General features: G+C 60.4%; 16 protein-coding genes and 1 pseudogene. 11 read left to right on the top strand and 6 right to left on the bottom strand.

The window, feature by feature from the left end:
• Window positions 1-96: 96 nt before the first annotated feature.
• The 3 genes from AFK24_RS16000 to AFK24_RS15990 all read right to left on the bottom strand — a co-directional run bounded on the left by AFK24_RS16000 (window position 97) and on the right by AFK24_RS15990 (window position 2,142).
• The gene (locus AFK24_RS16000; protein WP_065834125.1) at window positions 97-498 is read right to left on the bottom strand and encodes an ExbD/TolR family protein; all 402 of its coding nucleotides are present in this window, start codon (window positions 496-498) and stop codon (window positions 97-99) included.
• Window position 499: 1 nt separating this feature from the next.
• Window positions 500-1,225, bottom strand: a complete 726-nt coding sequence (locus AFK24_RS15995; RefSeq protein WP_065834124.1) for a MotA/TolQ/ExbB proton channel family protein — start codon at window positions 1,223-1,225, stop codon at window positions 500-502.
• A gap of 86 nt (window positions 1,226-1,311) precedes the next feature.
• Window positions 1,312-2,142, bottom strand: coding sequence for an energy transducer TonB (locus AFK24_RS15990; protein WP_065834123.1), 831 nt, complete (start codon window positions 2,140-2,142; stop codon window positions 1,312-1,314).
• 379 nt (window positions 2,143-2,521) lie between these two features.
• On the opposite strand from AFK24_RS15990, the gene mgrA reads away from it, so the two are divergent.
• From mgrA to AFK24_RS15955, 7 genes and pseudogenes are all read left to right on the top strand, one after another.
• A complete protein-coding gene (mgrA, locus tag AFK24_RS15985; RefSeq protein ID WP_065834122.1) occupies window positions 2,522-3,559 on the top strand; it encodes an L-glyceraldehyde 3-phosphate reductase in 1,038 nt (345 codons plus the stop codon).
• Between the two features lie 374 nt (window positions 3,560-3,933).
• Window positions 3,934-4,911: a taurine ABC transporter substrate-binding protein gene (gene tauA, locus AFK24_RS15980; RefSeq protein ID WP_065834121.1), complete on the top strand. Its 978-nt coding sequence runs from the start codon at window positions 3,934-3,936 to the stop codon at window positions 4,909-4,911.
• 26 nt (window positions 4,912-4,937) lie between these two features.
• Entirely contained in the window at window positions 4,938-5,729 is a 792-nt protein-coding gene (gene tauB, locus AFK24_RS15975; RefSeq protein WP_065834120.1) for a taurine ABC transporter ATP-binding subunit, read from the top strand.
• Window positions 5,726-6,562: a taurine ABC transporter permease TauC gene (gene tauC, locus AFK24_RS15970; RefSeq protein WP_065834119.1), complete on the top strand. Its 837-nt coding sequence runs from the start codon at window positions 5,726-5,728 to the stop codon at window positions 6,560-6,562. Before tauB ends, tauC begins: the two co-directional genes overlap by 4 nt.
• A 149-nt stretch (window positions 6,563-6,711) precedes the next feature.
• Window positions 6,712-7,546, top strand: a pseudogene (tauD, locus tag AFK24_RS15965) (taurine dioxygenase).
• An 80-nt stretch (window positions 7,547-7,626) separates the two neighbouring features.
• Window positions 7,627-8,859 carry an alpha-hydroxy acid oxidase gene (locus tag AFK24_RS15960; protein ID WP_065834373.1) on the top strand — a complete coding sequence of 411 codons (1,233 nt, stop codon included), beginning with the start codon at window positions 7,627-7,629 and terminating at the stop codon, window positions 8,857-8,859.
• Between the two features lie 168 nt (window positions 8,860-9,027).
• On the top strand, window positions 9,028-10,116 hold the full coding sequence (locus tag AFK24_RS15955) for an LLM class flavin-dependent oxidoreductase (protein ID WP_065834118.1): 1,089 nt from the start codon (window positions 9,028-9,030) through the stop codon (window positions 10,114-10,116).
• A gap of 75 nt (window positions 10,117-10,191) precedes the next feature.
• Here AFK24_RS15955 and AFK24_RS15950 read toward each other — a convergent pair whose 3' ends face one another.
• Entirely contained in the window at window positions 10,192-10,407 is a 216-nt protein-coding gene (locus AFK24_RS15950; protein ID WP_020290311.1) for a TOBE domain-containing protein, read from the bottom strand.
• Between the two features lie 352 nt (window positions 10,408-10,759).
• Between AFK24_RS15950 and AFK24_RS15945 the strand changes: the two genes are divergently transcribed.
• The 4 genes from AFK24_RS15945 (at window position 10,760) to AFK24_RS15930 (ending at window position 14,451) form a co-directional block, all read left to right on the top strand.
• The gene (locus tag AFK24_RS15945) at window positions 10,760-11,755 is read left to right on the top strand and encodes an aliphatic sulfonate ABC transporter substrate-binding protein (protein WP_065834117.1); all 996 of its coding nucleotides are present in this window, start codon (window positions 10,760-10,762) and stop codon (window positions 11,753-11,755) included.
• Window positions 11,756-11,783: 28 nt separating this feature from the next.
• A complete protein-coding gene (locus AFK24_RS15940; protein ID WP_065834116.1) occupies window positions 11,784-12,632 on the top strand; it encodes an ABC transporter permease in 849 nt (282 codons plus the stop codon).
• 3 nt (window positions 12,633-12,635) lie between these two features.
• Entirely contained in the window at window positions 12,636-13,349 is a 714-nt protein-coding gene (locus AFK24_RS15935) for an ABC transporter ATP-binding protein (RefSeq protein WP_065834115.1), read from the top strand.
• A gap of 115 nt (window positions 13,350-13,464) precedes the next feature.
• Window positions 13,465-14,451 carry an aliphatic sulfonate ABC transporter substrate-binding protein gene (locus AFK24_RS15930; RefSeq protein WP_065834114.1) on the top strand — a complete coding sequence of 329 codons (987 nt, stop codon included), beginning with the start codon at window positions 13,465-13,467 and terminating at the stop codon, window positions 14,449-14,451.
• 61 nt (window positions 14,452-14,512) lie between these two features.
• Here AFK24_RS15930 and AFK24_RS15925 read toward each other — a convergent pair whose 3' ends face one another.
• Together AFK24_RS15925 and AFK24_RS15920 are read right to left on the bottom strand one after the other, a co-directional pair.
• Window positions 14,513-15,325 carry an ABC transporter ATP-binding protein gene (locus AFK24_RS15925; protein ID WP_065834113.1) on the bottom strand — a complete coding sequence of 271 codons (813 nt, stop codon included), beginning with the start codon at window positions 15,323-15,325 and terminating at the stop codon, window positions 14,513-14,515.
• Between the two features lie 2 nt (window positions 15,326-15,327).
• A complete protein-coding gene (locus AFK24_RS15920; RefSeq protein ID WP_065834372.1) occupies window positions 15,328-16,200 on the bottom strand; it encodes an ABC transporter permease in 873 nt (290 codons plus the stop codon).
• Between the last annotated feature and the right edge of the window lie 50 nt (window positions 16,201-16,250).

Genomic DNA, 16,250 nt, shown 5'->3' with positions numbered 1-16,250 from the left:
ATCCTACAGAGCCAGGCATCCATAAAAAAACAGGCTGCCCTCATGCCAAAGGATCAGCCTGTAAAAACGCAGTTTTCTGTGTAGCCGTTCAAACCATCATTTGGCCGTTATCACCGACAACTTGATAATCCCGGCACGTTCAATCGAGGCCATGGCTCGCGCCACTTCGCCGTAGTTCACGCCGTCGTCGGCCTGCAACTGCACGCGCACGTCGGGGTTTTTCGCCTTGGCGCTGGCCAGGTTGATTTCCAGCAGGTTGGGCTGGATTTCATCCTTGTTGATGAACAACTTGCCCTGCCCATCGATGCTCACCACCAGCGGATCTTTCTGCTCGACCGGGGCGACCGATTCGGTCTTCGGCAGGTTGATCGGGATCGAGTTGGTCAACAGTGGCGCAGTGACGATGAACACCACCAGCAGCACCAACATCACGTCCACCAGCGGCGTGACGTTGATTTCGCTCAGCACTTCATCGCTGTCCTGGGTGGAAAAGGCCATATCAGGACGCCTCCTTCACTTTCTGCCCGGCAGCGGTTGCGCCGGACTTGTTCAGCACCGGATGCAGCAGCACGCGGAAGGAATTTTTCTGCGCCAGGCTGTAGAAGTCGTGGGCGAAGTCATCGAGGTCGGCAGCGGTCAGTTTCAGGCGACGCAGGAAGTAGTTGTAAACCAGCACCGCCGGGACGGCGACGGCGATCCCCACACCGGTGGCGACCAGTGCCGCACCAATGGGGCCGGCCACGGTTTCCAGGCTCGCCGAACCCGCAGCGCTGATGCCCTTGAGCGCGGACATGATGCCCCACACCGTACCGAACAGACCGATAAACGGCGAGGTGCTACCGATACTGGCAAGGATCGCCAGGCCGGTTTCCAGCGAGCGGCGCTCCCGTACAATCTGCTGGCGCAAGGCGCGTTCCAGACGGTCCTGATGATTGATGGCCTGGCTCAAATCGACGGCGTGCGCGTTGTCCGGCACCTGAATCGCGGCGTACCCTGCCAAGGCCACGCGGGCAGCGGCACCCGGTTGTTCATGAGCCAGTTGCGCGGCGGAATCCAGACTCGATGCGGCCCAGAATTGCTTGTGGAATTTGCGATCCTGAACTTTCAGGCGGGTGAACTGCACGCCCTTGAGCAGGGCCAGGCCCCACGTGGCGACGGAGAAAATCACCAGCAGCCAGATGACCGCGTGCTCAATGGATTCGAAGGGGGAAGCAAGTAGGTTCATGGCGAAACTCTCTCTGAACAAGGCATGTGTGGTGTAGCGACGCGCCTTTGGTTCAGGTAGCTCGCGAATTCAAACGAATAGCTGATCTAGCGGATCTTGAAATCGATGGGCACGCTGACCCAACCGTCCTGGGCGACATCGCCCTGCTTGGCCGGCACGAAACTCCAGCGTTTCACTGCGGCCAGTGCTGCGTCGTCGAGTTGATCGCGTCCGCTGCTTTTCTGAATCTGGATTTCACCGGGTTTGCCGCTGGCCAGCACGTGCACGCGCAATAACACCGTGCCTTCCCAGCCGCGCCGCATGGCCAGCGCCGGGTATTCCGGGGCCGGGTTTTTAAGGTAACCGGCGCTGGCCGAAGCCGGGGTCACCGGTTTAGCTGCGGGTGGTGCCGGAGGCGCTGGTGCGGCCACCGGTTGTGGCGGTGCGGCCGGAACGGGCGGTTGCTCGACGGGCTTGGCGACCGGTTTTGCCACAGGTTTCACCACTGGCTTAACGACCGGCTTGGGCTTGGGAATCGGCTTGGGCGGCGGCGGTTTCACAGCCAGTTCATCCTCAACTGGCGGTGGCGGCTCCTCGACCACCGGCTGCACGACCGGCTCGGGCGGAGGCGGCGGCGTTTCCACCACCGGCGGTGCTGGCTGGGAAAATTCGATAGTCATCGGCGGGATTTCCGGCGGAACCACGGGCAAAACAGCCGGCGGATTCTGGTTGACCCAGTAAATCACCGCGCCGTGCAGCACAATGGCGAATACCCCGAGCAGCACCGCTTCGCGTCGGCTCAGGATCCGTTTCGGCGTGGTGTGCAGGCGTGACAGCGCCAACGGCCCACGATAGATCCGCCCCAGATCGAGCAGCGCGCCGCCCGGTGCCGGACGCCACAGCGCTTCATGCGCAGTGGCGGTTTGGACATTGCCCATCATTTACTCCTGCAAGTCCTGGAATGAGTTTCACGACCCGGCGGAGAACGGATGGCTCTGCGACGGCGCTTGGAGTGAATAATCCACGAGACGCTTTATCTCTTAAAAGAATATTTTCGACGATAGTTATTCGGTAATCGCATATAACGCTTCAGGCTGGATCGATTTGTGGGAGCGGGTTCACTCGCGAAAGGGTGCGTCAGGCGCGACGAAGGGTGTGCCTGAGTCGGCACCTTCCCGGATAAATCCGGTCCCACAGGATCGTTCCGATTTCGAAATTGTGGGAGATGCTATGTTGGGGGTGAATTCCCAAATGTAGCGTCTAATCGGCACATCGCTACCACCCGCAGCCGTCCATCCTTGCTCAAGGAGACAAGTCATGACTTACATCGCAGCGGAAAATCGTTACGACATCATTCCTTACCGCCGCACCGGTCGCAGTGGCCTGGTCTTGCCGGCATTGTCCCTGGGGTTGTGGCACAACTTTGGCGACAGCACGCCCATCGACACGCAACGCGCCATGTTGCGCACGGCGTTTGATCTGGGCATCAATCACTTCGATCTCGCCAACAACTATGGCCCGCCGTATGGCAGCGCCGAGGTCAATTTCGGGCGTTTGTTGCGCGAGGATTTCTCCCGTTATCGCGACGAGCTGATCATCTCCACCAAAGCCGGTTGGGACATGTGGCCGGGGCCTTATGGTCAGGGCGGCGGTTCGCGCAAGTACGTACTGGCCAGCCTCGATCAAAGCCTGCAACGCCTGGGCCTGGATTACGTGGATATCTTTTATTCACATCGATTCGATCCGCATACGCCGCTGGAAGAAACCGCCAGCGCACTGGCTACGGCAGTGCAGCAAGGCAAGGCGTTGTACATCGGCCTGTCCTCCTATTCCGGCAGCAAAACCCGCGAGATGGCGGCGCTGCTCAAGGAATGGAAAGTGCCGCTGTTGATCCATCAACCGGCCTACAACCTGCTCAATCGCTGGATCGAGAAAGACCTGCTGGACGCCACCGAAGAACTCGGCGCGGGCGTGATCGCCTTCACCGCGCTGGCCCAGGGCTTGCTCACCGACAAATACCTGAACGGCATTCCCGAGAACGCGCGGATCAATCGCCCCGGCGGTGGCTCGTTGCAGGCGGCGCACTTGTCGGAGGAAAACCTTGAGCACGTGCTGGCGCTCAATGACATCGCCAAGCGTCGCGGCCAGAGTCTGGCGCAAATGGCCCTGGCCTGGACCCTGCGCGACCCGCGCGTGACCTCAGCGTTGATTGGTGCGAGTCGGCCGGAACAAATCGTCGAGAACGTCGAAGCATTGAAAAACCTCGATTTCAGCCCGGAAGAGCTGGCCGAGATCGACCGTTTTGCAGTGGAAGGCGGCATCAACCTGTGGGAAAAGCCGTCGTCGGCGCAGTGAAGGATATCGCCAACACCAATCCGTAGGACCGGCTTCAGCCGGGAGGGCGAGCGTTCGGACGCCGCCGTCACGAATGGTCCGGCCCACTCCCGGCTAAAGCCGGTCCTACGGAATGCGCTCAATCTTCAGAAGTATTTCAACAGCGAGAACAGATGAAACTCATCACCCTATTGGCCGTGGAAGGCGGCATGAACCTGTGGGAAAACGCGGTATGGAAAAAGCCTGAATAACGCGTCAGACAGGCTGCCGCAGGCCCCGACGAGTCAGGCAATTCGCTCATAAGCTAATGCGAATAAGTTATTTATTTACAGTTTCTTAGATCATTTAGTCTTTGTTTCAGCCAGTCCTCGGCCCGCCTGATTCGGAGCTTCATGATGAAACTGCACTTCTCTATTCGCCTGCTGGTGGCCCTGTCTTTGACTGGCGCTTCATATCTGGCTCAGGCGGCGGACTTCACGGTCGCCTACCAGACAACCGTCGACCCGGCCAAAGTCGCCCAGGCCGACAGCGCTTATGAAAAAGCCACCGACTCAAAAATTGCCTGGCGCAAATTCGAGAATGGCGCGGATGTGATTAGCGCCATTGCCTCGGGCGACGTACAGATTGGCTACCTCGGCTCCAGCCCGCTGACCGCCGCCGCCACGCGCAAACTCCCGGTTGAAACCTTTTTGATCGCGACCCAGATCGGCGCCGCTGAAGCGTTGGTCGCTCGCAACGGTTCGGGGATCAATTCGCCGCAAGACCTCATTGGCAAGAAAATCGCCGTGCCGTTCGTTTCCACGGGCCATTACAGCCTGCTGGCAGCGCTCAAGTATTGGAAAATCGATCCATCGAAAGTCACCATTCTCAACCTCGCGCCGCCCGCGATCGCCGCCGCCTGGAAACGCGGTGATATCGACGCGACTTACGTCTGGGACCCAGCCTTGGGCGTCGCTAAAGAGACCGGCAAAGTGCTGATCACTTCCGGCGAGCTGGCCAAGGTCGGCGCACCGACGTTTGACGCCTGGATCGTGCGCAAGGATTTCGCCGATAAGCACCCGGAAATCGTCAAGGCCTTCGCCAAGGTCACCCTGGATGCCTACGCCAGTTACCGCAAAGACCCGGCCGCCTGGCTGGCGAACACCAGTAACGTCGACAAAGTCGTGAAGCTGTCCGGCGCCAAAGCTTCGGATGTGCCCGCGCTGCTGCAAGGCAACGTGTATCCGCTGGCCGCAGATCAAGCCGCACTGCTCGGCGCGCCGACCATTGAAGCGGTGACCAAGACTGCGGTGTTCCTCAAGGAACAAGGCAAGGTTGACGCGGTATTGGCCGACTACGCGCCTTACGTCAGTGCCAAATTCATCACTCAGTAAGCACAGCCTGCAAAGGAGAACCAACGATGGCTTTGCTCAAACTGGAGCGCATCAGCGCACAGTATCCCGGTGCGACCGAACCGGTGCTGGCGGACATTTCCCTGAGCCTGGGGCCGCAGCAGCTACTGGTCGCCCTCGGCCCTTCGGGCAGCGGCAAGACCTCGTTGCTCAACCTGATCGCAGGCTTCGTCAGCCCCAGCGCCGGCCAGATCACTCTGGACGGCGTTGCCGTGAACGGCCCGAGTGCCGAGCGCGGCGTGGTGTTCCAGGACGATGCGCTGCTGCCGTGGCAGGACGTGCTGACCAACGTTGCCTTCGGCCTGGAACTGGCGGGCCTGCCCCGCACGGAGCGCGAAGCCAAAGCGCGGGAAATGCTCGCGCTGGTGGATCTCGCCGGGTTTGACCAGCGGCGGATCTGGCAGCTGTCCGGCGGCCAGAAACAGCGCGTCGGCCTGGCCCGGGCGTTGGCGGCGGATCCTCGGGTGCTGCTGATGGATGAACCTTTCGGCGCGCTGGACGCCTTCACTCGAGAACAGATGCAAGAGTTGCTGCTGCAAGTCTGGCAGCGCACCGCCAAACCGGTGTTCCTGATTACCCACGACATCGAAGAAGCGGTATTTCTCGCCACCGACCTGATCCTGCTGGCCCCCAACCCCGGACACATCGCCGAACGCCTGCAACTGGATTTCGGCCAACGGTATGCGGCGGGCGAATCGGCACGGGCGATCAAGTCCGATCCGCGCTTTATCGACACCCGGGAACATGTGCTCGCCAGCGTGTTTTCCCAACGGGGCATCACTCGGGAGCAACGCGGATGAAAAGCTATGAATTGAGCAACCCCGCGAGCAAAGCCGCCGAACCCGCTAGCGCTGCCCTGCTCTGGCAATTGAGCACCCGCTCGATCAGCGTGCTGACCCTGATTGTGTTGCTGACCGTCTGGTGGGCCGCCACTGCGAGCCAATGTATCGATCCGTTGTTTCTGCCGCCGCCTTCCGCCGTACTGGAAAAAGGCTGGTTGCTGATGACCAAAGGCTACATGGACTCAACGCTGTGGCAGCACCTGGGCGCCAGCCTGCAACGCATCGGCCTGGCATTGGGCATTGCTGTGTTGACGGCGATTCCGGTCGGTATCGCCATCGGTCATAACCGCATCGCCCGGGGCATTTTCGACCCGTTGATCGAGTTCTACCGACCGATTCCGCCCCTCGCTTATCTGCCCTTGATCGTGATCTGGTGCGGCATCGGCGAGTTCTCCAAAGTGTTGCTGATTTACCTGGCGATTTTCGCCCCTATCGCGATCTCCACCGCCACCGGCGTACGCACCGTGGACCCGACCAAACTGCGCGCCGCGCAATCCCTCGGGGCAACGCGCTGGCAACTGATTCGCCACGTGATCCTGCCCAGCGCCTTGCCGGAAATCCTCACGGGCGTGCGCATCGGCCTGGGTGTCGGCTGGTCGACGCTGGTCGCAGCCGAACTGATCGCCGCCACCAGCGGGCTGGGCTTCATGGTGCAATCGGCCGCGCAATTTCTGGTTACTGACGTGGTGGTGCTGGGCATTCTGGTGATCGCCCTCATCGCTTTCGCCATGGAAATGGGCCTGCGCGCCCTGCAACGCAAGCTGGTGCCGTGGCATGGGCAGAGTCATTGATTGCAGCGAATCCACCTCTGAATTGAAACGCTATTCAACCGTAGGACCGAATTCATCCGGGAAGAGGCCGGTACTTGCCGCCAATTTCGCAGACCAGACTGACGCCTTCCCGGATGAATCCGGTCCCACAGGAAATCCGAGTTCCAACTATGAACCTGCACATCTCCCCCATCACCCCAGCCCTCGGCGCGCAGATCAGTGGCGTCGACCTGAGCCAGGAGCTGACCGGCGACCAGCGCGACGCCATCGAGCAGGCATTGCTTGATTATCAGGTGTTGTTCTTCCGCAATCAGCCGCTGACGCCACGCCAGCACGCGGACTTTGCCGCCTGCTTCGGCGAGCTGCATATTCATCCGATTTACCCGAATGTGCCGGAACAGCCCGAGGTGCTGATCCTCGACACAGCGGTGACCGACGTGCGCGACAACGCCGTCTGGCACACCGACGTGACCTTCCTGCCGACTCCAGCGCTGGGCGCAGTGCTCAGCGCCAGGCAATTGCCGGAATATGGCGGCGACACCTTGTGGGCCAGCGGCATCGCGGCTTACGAAGCGCTGTCCAAACCCTTGCAAACGCTGTTGCAGGGTTTGACTGCCGACCCATGATTTCACCCGTTCCTTCCCGTTGGAACGCTTCGGCACCAGCGCCGAGGACATCGCGCGCTGGGAAGCCACCCGCCGCCAGCATCCGCCGCTGTCCCATCCGGTGATCCGCACGCATCCCGTCAGCGGGCGCAAATCGCTGTTCGTCAACGAAGGCTTCACCACCCGCATCAACGAACTGAGCGACGCGGAAAGCACTGCGATTCTGGCCTTGCTGTTCAGCCACACCACGCGCCCGGAGTTCACCTTGCGCTGGCGCTGGCAGGTCAATGACGTCGCGTTCTGGGACAACCGCGTCACCCAGCATTACGCGGTGGACGATTACCGCCCGCAGCGGCGAGTCATGCATCGGGCGACTATTCTGGGCGATGTCCCTGTCTGAACTGATTCAGGCCGGTAATTGAGATTCCGCCGCCATCGCGCCCGCCAAAGAACCCACTCTTGATCAATGACGAGAACCCCATGCAACTGTCCCCCGCAGTGGAAGTAAAACAGCGCTCCCGACAAACCGACGCCAGCGCTCGCCGATTGAAACCGCTGCTGCGCCTGGACGACTTTGAAGCGGCCGCTGAAAAACATCTGCCACGGCCCATCTTCGGCTATGTGGCGGGCGCGGCCGAAGACAATCTGTCGCTGGCGTGGAACCGTGAGGCCTTCAACGACTATGCATTTGTCACCCGCACGCTGGTGGATATTTCCCAACGCAGTCAGGCGACGGAGCTGTTTGGCCAGACGTTCAACTCGCCGTTCGGCATAGCGCCCATGGGCATCAGCGCGTTGTACGCCTATCGCGGCGACTTGATCCTGACCCAGGCCGCCGCCGAGGCGAATATCCCGATGATCATGAGCGGCTCGTCCTTGATCCCGCTGGAAGACGTGGTCAAAGCCAATCCGCAGGCGTGGTTCCAGGCTTATTTGCCAGGGGACGAGCCGAACATCATCGCGCTGGTACAACGGGCGCAGACGGCGGGTTTCAAGACGCTGGTGATTACCGTCGACACGCCGGTCCAGGCCAACCGCGAGAACAATCTGCGCGCCGGGTTTTCCACGCCGTTGCGGCCAGGATTCCGGCTGGCCTGGGATGGTGTCACGCATCCGCGATGGCTGTTCGGCACGTTCTTCAAAACGCTGCTCAAACACGGCATGCCGCATTTCGAAAATAATTACGCCCACCGGGGCGCACCGATCATGTCCTCGACCGTTGGCCGGACCTTTGCCAATCGCGGCCATCTGAACTGGGCGCATCTGCAGCTGGTTCGCAGCCTGTGGCCGGGCACGCTGGTGATCAAGGGGATTCTGCACAAGGACGATGCGATCAAAGCCTGCGAGTACGGTGCCGACGGGATCATCGTCTCCAACCATGGCGGCCGACAACTGGACGGCGCGGTCGCCCCGCTGCACGTGCTGCCCGGCATTGTTAAGGCGTGCCCGAATATCCCGGTGATGCTCGACAGCGGTGTGCGACGCGGCACCGATGTGCTCAAGGCCCTGGCGCTGGGCGCACGGTTTGTCTTCGTCGGTCGCCCGTTCGGCTTTGCCGGTGCCGCGGCCGGACAGCCGGGTATTGCCCACGCCATCGGCCTGCTCGCCAACGAAGTGTCCCGCGACATGGCCATGCTTGGCGTGTGCTCCGTGGCCGAGCTGGGTCCGGCGCAACTGCTGCGCAAGCCTCAATCGGGCTTCGAACCCTTATGAATGCCCAACCAATAATGCAAACTTTTTATAATTACCTTAGAAGATAATAGAATTTCACACCACGCCCTCATATCCATATGTTGTAGCCATGGATTCGGACGCTCAGGTTTTTTCATTGTCCGGACGCTGCCTTGAACCCCATTCATGAACCTGTAAGGAACGTTCTTCATGACCATCGAATTCATCGGCTACATCGCTACCCAACCGGGATCGGAGATTCACCCGCGCAGCGGCCCGACCATCCAGCCCGAATACGTTGCCAAAGTAGCTAAGGCCCACGAAGACGCCGGGTTCGACCGCGCGCTGGTGGCCTACCATTCCAACAGCCCGGACAGCGCTTTTGTCGCGGCGCATGCCTCCAGCGTCACCAGCAAACTCAAGTTCCTGATCGCCCACCGTCCCGGCTTCATCTCCCCGACCGTGGCCGCGCGGCAATTCGCGACGCTGGACGTGTTCAACGGCGGCCGCACCGCGATTCACATCATCACCGGCGGCGACGACAAGGAGCTGCGCGCCGATGGCAGTCACATCGGCAAGGACGAACGTTACGCGCGTACCGATGAATATCTGGGCATCGTGCGGCAGGAATGGACCAGCGAAAAACCTTTCGATCACCAAGGTGAGTACTACCAGTTCGAAGGCGCGCATTCGCTGGTGAAATCCCCGCAACAGCCGCATATCCCGGTGTACTTCGGTGGTTCCTCGCCAGCCGCCATCGCCGTGGCCGGCAAGCATGCCGACGTGTATGCGCTGTGGGGCGAGACTTACGATCAGGTACGTTCAGTCGTCAAACAAGTGCGTGAAGAAGCCGCCAAACACGGGCGTACCGTGCGCTTCAGCCTGTCACTGCGGCCGATCCTGGCCGATACCGAGGAAAAAGCCTGGGCGCGTGCCGACAGCATTCTGCAGAAAGCCACGGCCATTGCGCAGGCCAACGGTTTTGTACGTCGCGAGCCACCCAATGAAGGCTCACGCCGCCTGCTGGCCGCCGCCGCCCAAGGCTCGCGCCTGGACAAACGCCTGTGGACCGGCATCGCCGGCCTGCTGGGTGCGCAGGGTAATTCGACTTCACTGGTGGGCACGCCGGAACAAGTGGCCGAGGCGTTGCTGGACTATTACGACCTGGGCATCACCACGTTCCTGATCCGGGGTTTTGACCCACTGGACGACGCCATCGACTACGGCAAGAAACTCATCCCCCTGACCCGCGAACTGGTCGCCCAACGCGAACGCGAGGCGCAAGAGCGAGTGGCTTGATCACAGCACAAACAAAAAGAGCGGCTAAGGCCGCTCTCTTTATTTGTGAATGAGGCTCGCTCCAACGGCCGAGATTCAGAGCTTGGCAATCGACACTTCTGTGGATTTGACGAACGCGATGACTTCGCTGCCGATCTTCAATTCGAGGTCGTGCACCGAACGAGTCGTGATGACAGAAGTGACGATACCCGATGCAGTTTGGACGTCGATTTCCGAAACCACCTGGCCTTCGACGATGGCGCTGATGACACCTTTGAACTGGTTGCGAACGTTGATTGCCTTGATGGTCATGTGATTCTTCCTCGGGAATTGACGGGATGTTACACATAAGGTGCGCGAGACGATCAACATCCACAAGGAATGAATAGCGATGTTTTTATTCCTGAAAGATATATACAGCCTTTATTGAGGCAAACCGGCAACTGTTCGTCCAGCAACAGCCAGACAACAGATTGCACACCAGCGTACAGCTAGCGCCCCGCATTGCGCCGCTTAGCCCGTGAAACGCCTGCCTTCCAGCAAGTGGCACAGAGCCTGCATTATTCCATTTATGCAGGAAGCTGATCTGTTGACTGCGAATTTCTGAATAAGAACATCAACGCTATCGCCCTTGCCTGGCTTGCCTCTACTAGAGAACTCTCCGATGAAAAATCCTGCTCGATTCCCCTTCCCCAGCGCTCGCTATCTGCTGGGTGCCTGCGCACTTGCCATCGGCTTGCAATCCTGGGCACAGGCGGCCGAAACCACGCCCGCTGAAGTGCATCTCGACTACGCCTATTACTCGCCGGTGAGCCTGGTGCTCAAGCACTTCGGCTGGCTGGAGCAGGCGCTGCCGCAAACCAAGGTCGGCTGGGTCTTGAGTCAGGGCAGCAATCGTTCATTGGAATACCTGAACAGCGGCGGCGTCGATTTTGCATCGTCAGCAAGCCTGGCCGCAGTGTTGAACCGCGCCAACGGCAGCCCGATCAAGTCGGTGTATGTCTACAGCCGCGCGGAATGGACCGCTTTGGTGGTGCGCAAGGATTCGCCGTACAAGACCGTAGCCGATCTGAAGGGCAAGAAAATCGCCGCCACCAAGGGTACCGATCCTTACCTGTTCACCCTGCGCAGCCTGCAAAAGGCCGGCTTGAGCAAGGATGACGTGGAACTGGTGCACTTGCAGCATCCGGATGGCCGCACCGCGCTGGAAAAAGGCGATGTAGACGCCTGGGCCGGGCTTGATCCGCACATGGCCGCAAGCCAGGTGCAGGCCGGTTCGCGCTTGCTGTATCGCAACACCGACTTCAACAGCTATGGCGTAGTCAGCGTCACCGACAAGTATGCCCAGGAGCATCCGGAAACCATCGAAACCGTGTTGAGCGCCTATGAAAAAGCACGGGAATGGTCGGTCAAGCACCCGGATGAACTGGCGCAGCTGCTCGCCACTGAATCCGGCCTGCCGCTGGAAGTGGCCAAGCTGCAACTGTCGCGCACCGACTTGAGCACGCCGCAGCTGAGCAGCAAGGACATCGTCGCCTCCAAGGCCGCTGCGCCGATTCTGGTTTCGGAAGAACTGGTGCGTCGCGGGGTGAACGTCGATCAAGTGATCGATCAGTTGATCGATACCGGCTTCAGCAAAACCCTGACCGCCAGCAAGTAAACCCGGACGGCGGCTGCCGGAGAGAGCCATGAACAGCAAAACCAAAGCACTGCCAGCGGACCTTGCGCAGGGCCAATCCAGCCAGCCGCAGGTCGCTCGGCGATCAGCGTGGACCCGCCGTTTGAAAGGTCTGGCGCTGCCGTTGGCGATCATTGTCGTGCTGGAAATCGTGGTGCGCATTGGCTGGCTGCCGTCTTACCAGATGCCGGCGCCCAGCGAAATCGCCGTCACCCTTGGGGATCTGGCCGAAGGCGCGCTGTGGAAACACATCAGCGCCAGCCTGCTGCGGGTGCTGATCGGCTTTGCCATCGGCGCCAGCCTGGCCTTGATCTTCGCCGCGTGGGTGGGGTTGAGCCGGGAAGCCGAAGCGTATCTGGAGCCGACGTTCGCGGGTCTGCGTTCGATTCCGAGCCTGGCCTGGGTGCCGCTGCTGCTGTTGTGGCTGGGCATCGACGAAACGTCGAAGATTGTGCTGATTGCCATCGGCGCGTTCTTCCCGGTGTACCTCAACGGCGTCGCGGCGATCCGCGACATTGATCGCAAGCTGGTGGAAGTCGGGCAAATGTATGGCTTCAGCCGTCGTCGTCTGGTGCGGCGGATTCTGCTGCCCGCCGCCCTGCCCGGATTGTTCACCGGCTTGCGTAGCGGCATGAGCCTGGCGTGGATGTTCCTCGTCGCCGCCGAATTGATTGCCGCCACCAAAGGCTTGGGCTACCTGCTCAGCGATGGCCGGGAAACTTCGCGTCCGGACATCGTGCTGGCCGCAATTATCGTGTTGGCGGTACTAGGCAAACTCAGCGATGGGGTGCTCGCCGGGCTGGAAAAACGCTGCCTGGCGTGGCGCGACACCTTCACCGGCCAACGCGCAAAGGATTAACTCATGCCCGAAGCTCTTTTGGATATCCGCGTCGAACGCAAGACGTTCGACACCACCACTGTGCTGCACAACGTTCACCTGCAATTGCACGCCCGACAAGTCATCAGTCTGCTCGGCCCCAGCGGCTGCGGCAAAAGCACCCTGCTGCGCATCGTTGCCGGACTGGAAAAGGATTACCAGGGCGATCTGCGCAGTAGCGCCGGGGAAGTCGCGTTCATTTTCCAGGAGCCGCGACTCATGCCCTGGCTGACCGTGGAGCAAAACATCGGCTTCAGCGACGACCGTCATTACGACAAGGCGTGGGTCGCGCAGTTGATCGAGGAAGTCGGCCTGACCGGCTTTGCCCAGGCGCTGCCCAAAGCCCTGTCCGGCGGCATGGCCCAGCGGGTGGCGATTGCTCGCGGCCTGTATTCGCGGCCCAACGTGTTGTTGCTCGACGAACCGTTCAGCGCAGTGGATGCCTTCACCCGGATGAAACTTCAGGACCTGCTGCTGCAACTGGCGCACCACCACGCCATCGCGCTGCTGCTGGTCACCCATGACGTCGATGAAGCGCTGTACCTCAGCGATCGCGTGCTGGTGATGGGCAATCGGCCGAGCAGCATCCGCGAGGAATTGCCGGTCAATTTGCCCCATCCACGGGACCGCCGCGACCCGCTGCTGGCAAGCCTGAAAGCCGCCGCGTTGACCCAATTGCAGCATGCGCATGTGATTTGAAACGCGCTCTTCGTCCTGTAGGACCGGCTTCAGCCGGGAGAACGTTCTCCCGGCTGAAGCCGGTCCTACAGATCCTGACACAACCTCCTATCTCCTACCCAAACTCGAGTACGCCATGTCCAAATCCACCCCGAAAAGCCGATCCCTACCTCGCCGTCCGCTGTTGGCCGGTCTTGCCGTTGCCGTTGCCGTTGCCGTTGCATGGTCGTTGATGCTGCCCGCTCAGGCTCAGGAAACCCTGCGCATCGGTTACCAGAAATCGTCGACGCTGATTACCATCCTGAAAACCCAGGGCACGCTGGAAAAAGCCTTGGCCAAGGAAAATATCGCCGTGAGCTGGCACGAATTTCCGAGTGGTTTGCCGCTGCTGGAATCCCTGAATATCGGCAACGTCGACATCAGCGCCGATGTGGCCGATACCGTGCCGATTTTCGCCCAGGCGGCGCAGGCCAAACTGACGTACTTCGCTGAAGAAACCCCGTCGCCTTCCGCTCAGGCGATTGTCGTGCACAAGGATTCGCCGCTGCAGCAGTTAGCGGATCTCAAAGGCAAGAAAGTCGCGGTGACAAAGGCTGCTGGCAGCCACTATCTGCTGATCGCCGCGCTACAAAAGGCGGGCTTGAAATTCTCCGACATCCAGCCGGCGTACCTGACGCCCGCCGATGGCCGCGCTGCGTTCGAGAACAACAAGGTGGATGCCTGGGTGACCTGGGAACCCTTCCTGACCAGCGTGCAGCGTCAATTGCCGACACGCACCCTCGCCGACGGCACGGGTCTGGCGACCTACAAGCGCTATTACCTGACCAGCACCAGCTACGCGAAAGCGCATCCTGAGGTACTGAAACTGGTCTATGCGCAACTGCAACAAGCGGGCAGCTGGGTGAAGAACAATCCGCGCGATGCTGCGCAGTTGCTCGGCCCGCTGTGGGGCAATCTGGATGCGGCAACCGTGGAAATCGCCAACCAGCATCGCAGCTATGACGTGCAACCGGTCAAGGCTGATCAATTGGGCGAACAACAGAAAATCGCCGACGCATTCTTTGCCGCCGGCCTGCTGCCCAAGGCAGTCGATGCCAAGGATGTGGATATCTGGAAGCCCTGATTAAAGGCGCTCAAAGCTCCCAGCGCAGCAGTTCACCCTGAGGCGCTGAGAGCACAGTTTTTCAGCGCACATTGGCAAAGCGGCGCAGGTGCTCCTGCACAGGCTGCGCAACTCCAACAGCATGGCTCGCGCCGTGATCAACGCCCAGCAAGCCAAGCAAGCGCGTGCGAATCCCCTGGAATCCCGCTTGCGCGGTGCTGCGCTGTCTTGGCAGATCGATGCGTAGCTCATCGGCGATCTTGCCCTGATCGAGCACAATGACCCGATCGGCCAACAGAATGGCTTCGTCCACATCATGGGTAACCAGCAGCACCGCTGGCGTGTGTTTGCGCCACAACTCAATGATCAGTTGATGCATGCGAATGCGGGTCAAGGCATCCAGCGCGGCGAAGGGTTCGTCCAACAGCAGTAATTTCGGTTCACGCACCAGCGCACGGGCCAGGGCGACACGCTGCGCCTCGCCGCCAGACAACGTGGCGGGGAACGCGTCGACCCGATGGGTCAGCCCCACTTCGCTCAAGGCTTCCAGCGCACGATCCTTGGCGTTATCAATGTCCAGGCCCAGCACCACGTTTTTCCAGGCACTTTTCCACGGCATCAGGCGCGGTTCCTGAAACACCGCAGCGCGGGCAGTTGGCACCCGCAACTTGCCGCTGTCGATATCATCAAGACCCGCCAACGCTCGCAGCAAGGTGGTCTTGCCCGAACCGCTGGCACCCAGCAAGGCGACGAACTCACCCGGCGCGATATCCAGATCGAGCCCGTCGATCACCCGTTGCTGGCCAAATTGACGGACCACGTTGCGCAGTTGCACGGGGGCGATGTTGCCAGAAACCGGATGAAAATCAGGGTGCAGCAGGTCCAGGGCAACCATGTTCAATTCCTCACAAATGTTGGACGCCAGGCCAGCGCATAGCGCTCCAGCGTACGAATGATGGTGTCGATGACCAGCCCGAGGATGCTGTAGATCAGCAGGCAGATAACAATCACGTCAGTACGCATGAAGTCCCGCGCGTCACTGGCCAGATAGCCGATGCCCGCGGTGGTGTTGATCTGCTCGACGAACACCAGCGCCAGCCAGGAAATCCCCAGGGAGTAACGCAGACCGACGAAAAATGACGGCAGGGAACCGGGCAAGATCACGTGCCAGATCAACTGCCGGCGATTGAGTCCCAACGTATTGGCCGCCTCGATCAGCTTGGGATCGATATTGCGAATACCGGAAAACAGATTGAGGTACACCGGAAATGTAGTGCCGGTGACGATCAGCGCGACTTTGGTGAACTCGCCGATGCCAAACCAGAGGATAAACAGCGGCACCAACGCCAGCGAAGGAATGGTGCGCAGCATTTGCATCGGCGAATCGAGGATCACTTCGCCGCGCTTCGACAAACCGGTAAACAACGCGGCGACCACGCCGATGCACACGCCAATGCTCAAGCCCAGCAAGGCTCGCTGCAATGACACCCACAAGTGCGTGGCCAGCTCGCCGGACTCGATCATCGCCCACAACGTGCCACCAATCTGCGACGGCGCAGCGATCACCCGCGCAGGCAGTAGGCCGGTTTGCGACGCCAGCTCCCAGAGCAGCAATAGTGCGAGAGGACTGAGCAGGCGCAGGACGAAATCCGGCGTTTTCCAGCGCTCGCTGTTTGCCCGACGCTGCGTCGTCGAATCAAGGGGTGCAGCTTTGTCGATTGTCAGAAAGCCCGCGTCGGCGTCTCGAACATCCAGATTTTTTGCAGACATCGGCGTCTTCCAGAAAATACGATGGGCCAGGCCCATAAACGATTTGGCTG

It is taken from the genome of Pseudomonas syringae (genome assembly GCF_001698815.1).
Lineage (GTDB): Bacteria > Pseudomonadota > Gammaproteobacteria > Pseudomonadales > Pseudomonadaceae > Aquipseudomonas > Aquipseudomonas syringae_A.
The sequence above is the reverse complement of the archived record's forward strand: the minus strand, read 5'-3'. Positions and strand labels throughout refer to the sequence as shown.

Coding starts and splice junctions, on each gene's coding strand:
- AFK24_RS15925 (WP_065834113.1), bottom strand. CDS start 15,325: ATGGTTGCCCTGGACCTGCTGCACCCTGATTTTCATCCGGTTTCTGGC.
- AFK24_RS15960 (WP_065834373.1), top strand. CDS start 7,627: ATGCAACTGTCCCCCGCAGTGGAAGTAAAACAGCGCTCCCGACAAACC.
- AFK24_RS15940 (WP_065834116.1), top strand. CDS start 11,784: ATGAACAGCAAAACCAAAGCACTGCCAGCGGACCTTGCGCAGGGCCAA.
- mgrA (WP_065834122.1), top strand. CDS start 2,522: ATGACTTACATCGCAGCGGAAAATCGTTACGACATCATTCCTTACCGC.
- tauA (WP_065834121.1), top strand. CDS start 3,934: ATGAAACTGCACTTCTCTATTCGCCTGCTGGTGGCCCTGTCTTTGACT.
- AFK24_RS15930 (WP_065834114.1), top strand. CDS start 13,465: ATGTCCAAATCCACCCCGAAAAGCCGATCCCTACCTCGCCGTCCGCTG.
- tauB (WP_065834120.1), top strand. CDS start 4,938: ATGGCTTTGCTCAAACTGGAGCGCATCAGCGCACAGTATCCCGGTGCG.
- AFK24_RS15955 (WP_065834118.1), top strand. CDS start 9,028: ATGACCATCGAATTCATCGGCTACATCGCTACCCAACCGGGATCGGAG.
- AFK24_RS15950 (WP_020290311.1), bottom strand. CDS start 10,407: ATGACCATCAAGGCAATCAACGTTCGCAACCAGTTCAAAGGTGTCATC.
- AFK24_RS15945 (WP_065834117.1), top strand. CDS start 10,760: ATGAAAAATCCTGCTCGATTCCCCTTCCCCAGCGCTCGCTATCTGCTG.
- AFK24_RS15935 (WP_065834115.1), top strand. CDS start 12,636: ATGCCCGAAGCTCTTTTGGATATCCGCGTCGAACGCAAGACGTTCGAC.
- AFK24_RS15990 (WP_065834123.1), bottom strand. CDS start 2,142: ATGGGCAATGTCCAAACCGCCACTGCGCATGAAGCGCTGTGGCGTCCG.
- AFK24_RS15995 (WP_065834124.1), bottom strand. CDS start 1,225: ATGAACCTACTTGCTTCCCCCTTCGAATCCATTGAGCACGCGGTCATC.
- AFK24_RS15920 (WP_065834372.1), bottom strand. CDS start 16,200: ATGTCTGCAAAAAATCTGGATGTTCGAGACGCCGACGCGGGCTTTCTG.
- tauC (WP_065834119.1), top strand. CDS start 5,726: ATGAAAAGCTATGAATTGAGCAACCCCGCGAGCAAAGCCGCCGAACCC.
- AFK24_RS16000 (WP_065834125.1), bottom strand. CDS start 498: ATGGCCTTTTCCACCCAGGACAGCGATGAAGTGCTGAGCGAAATCAAC.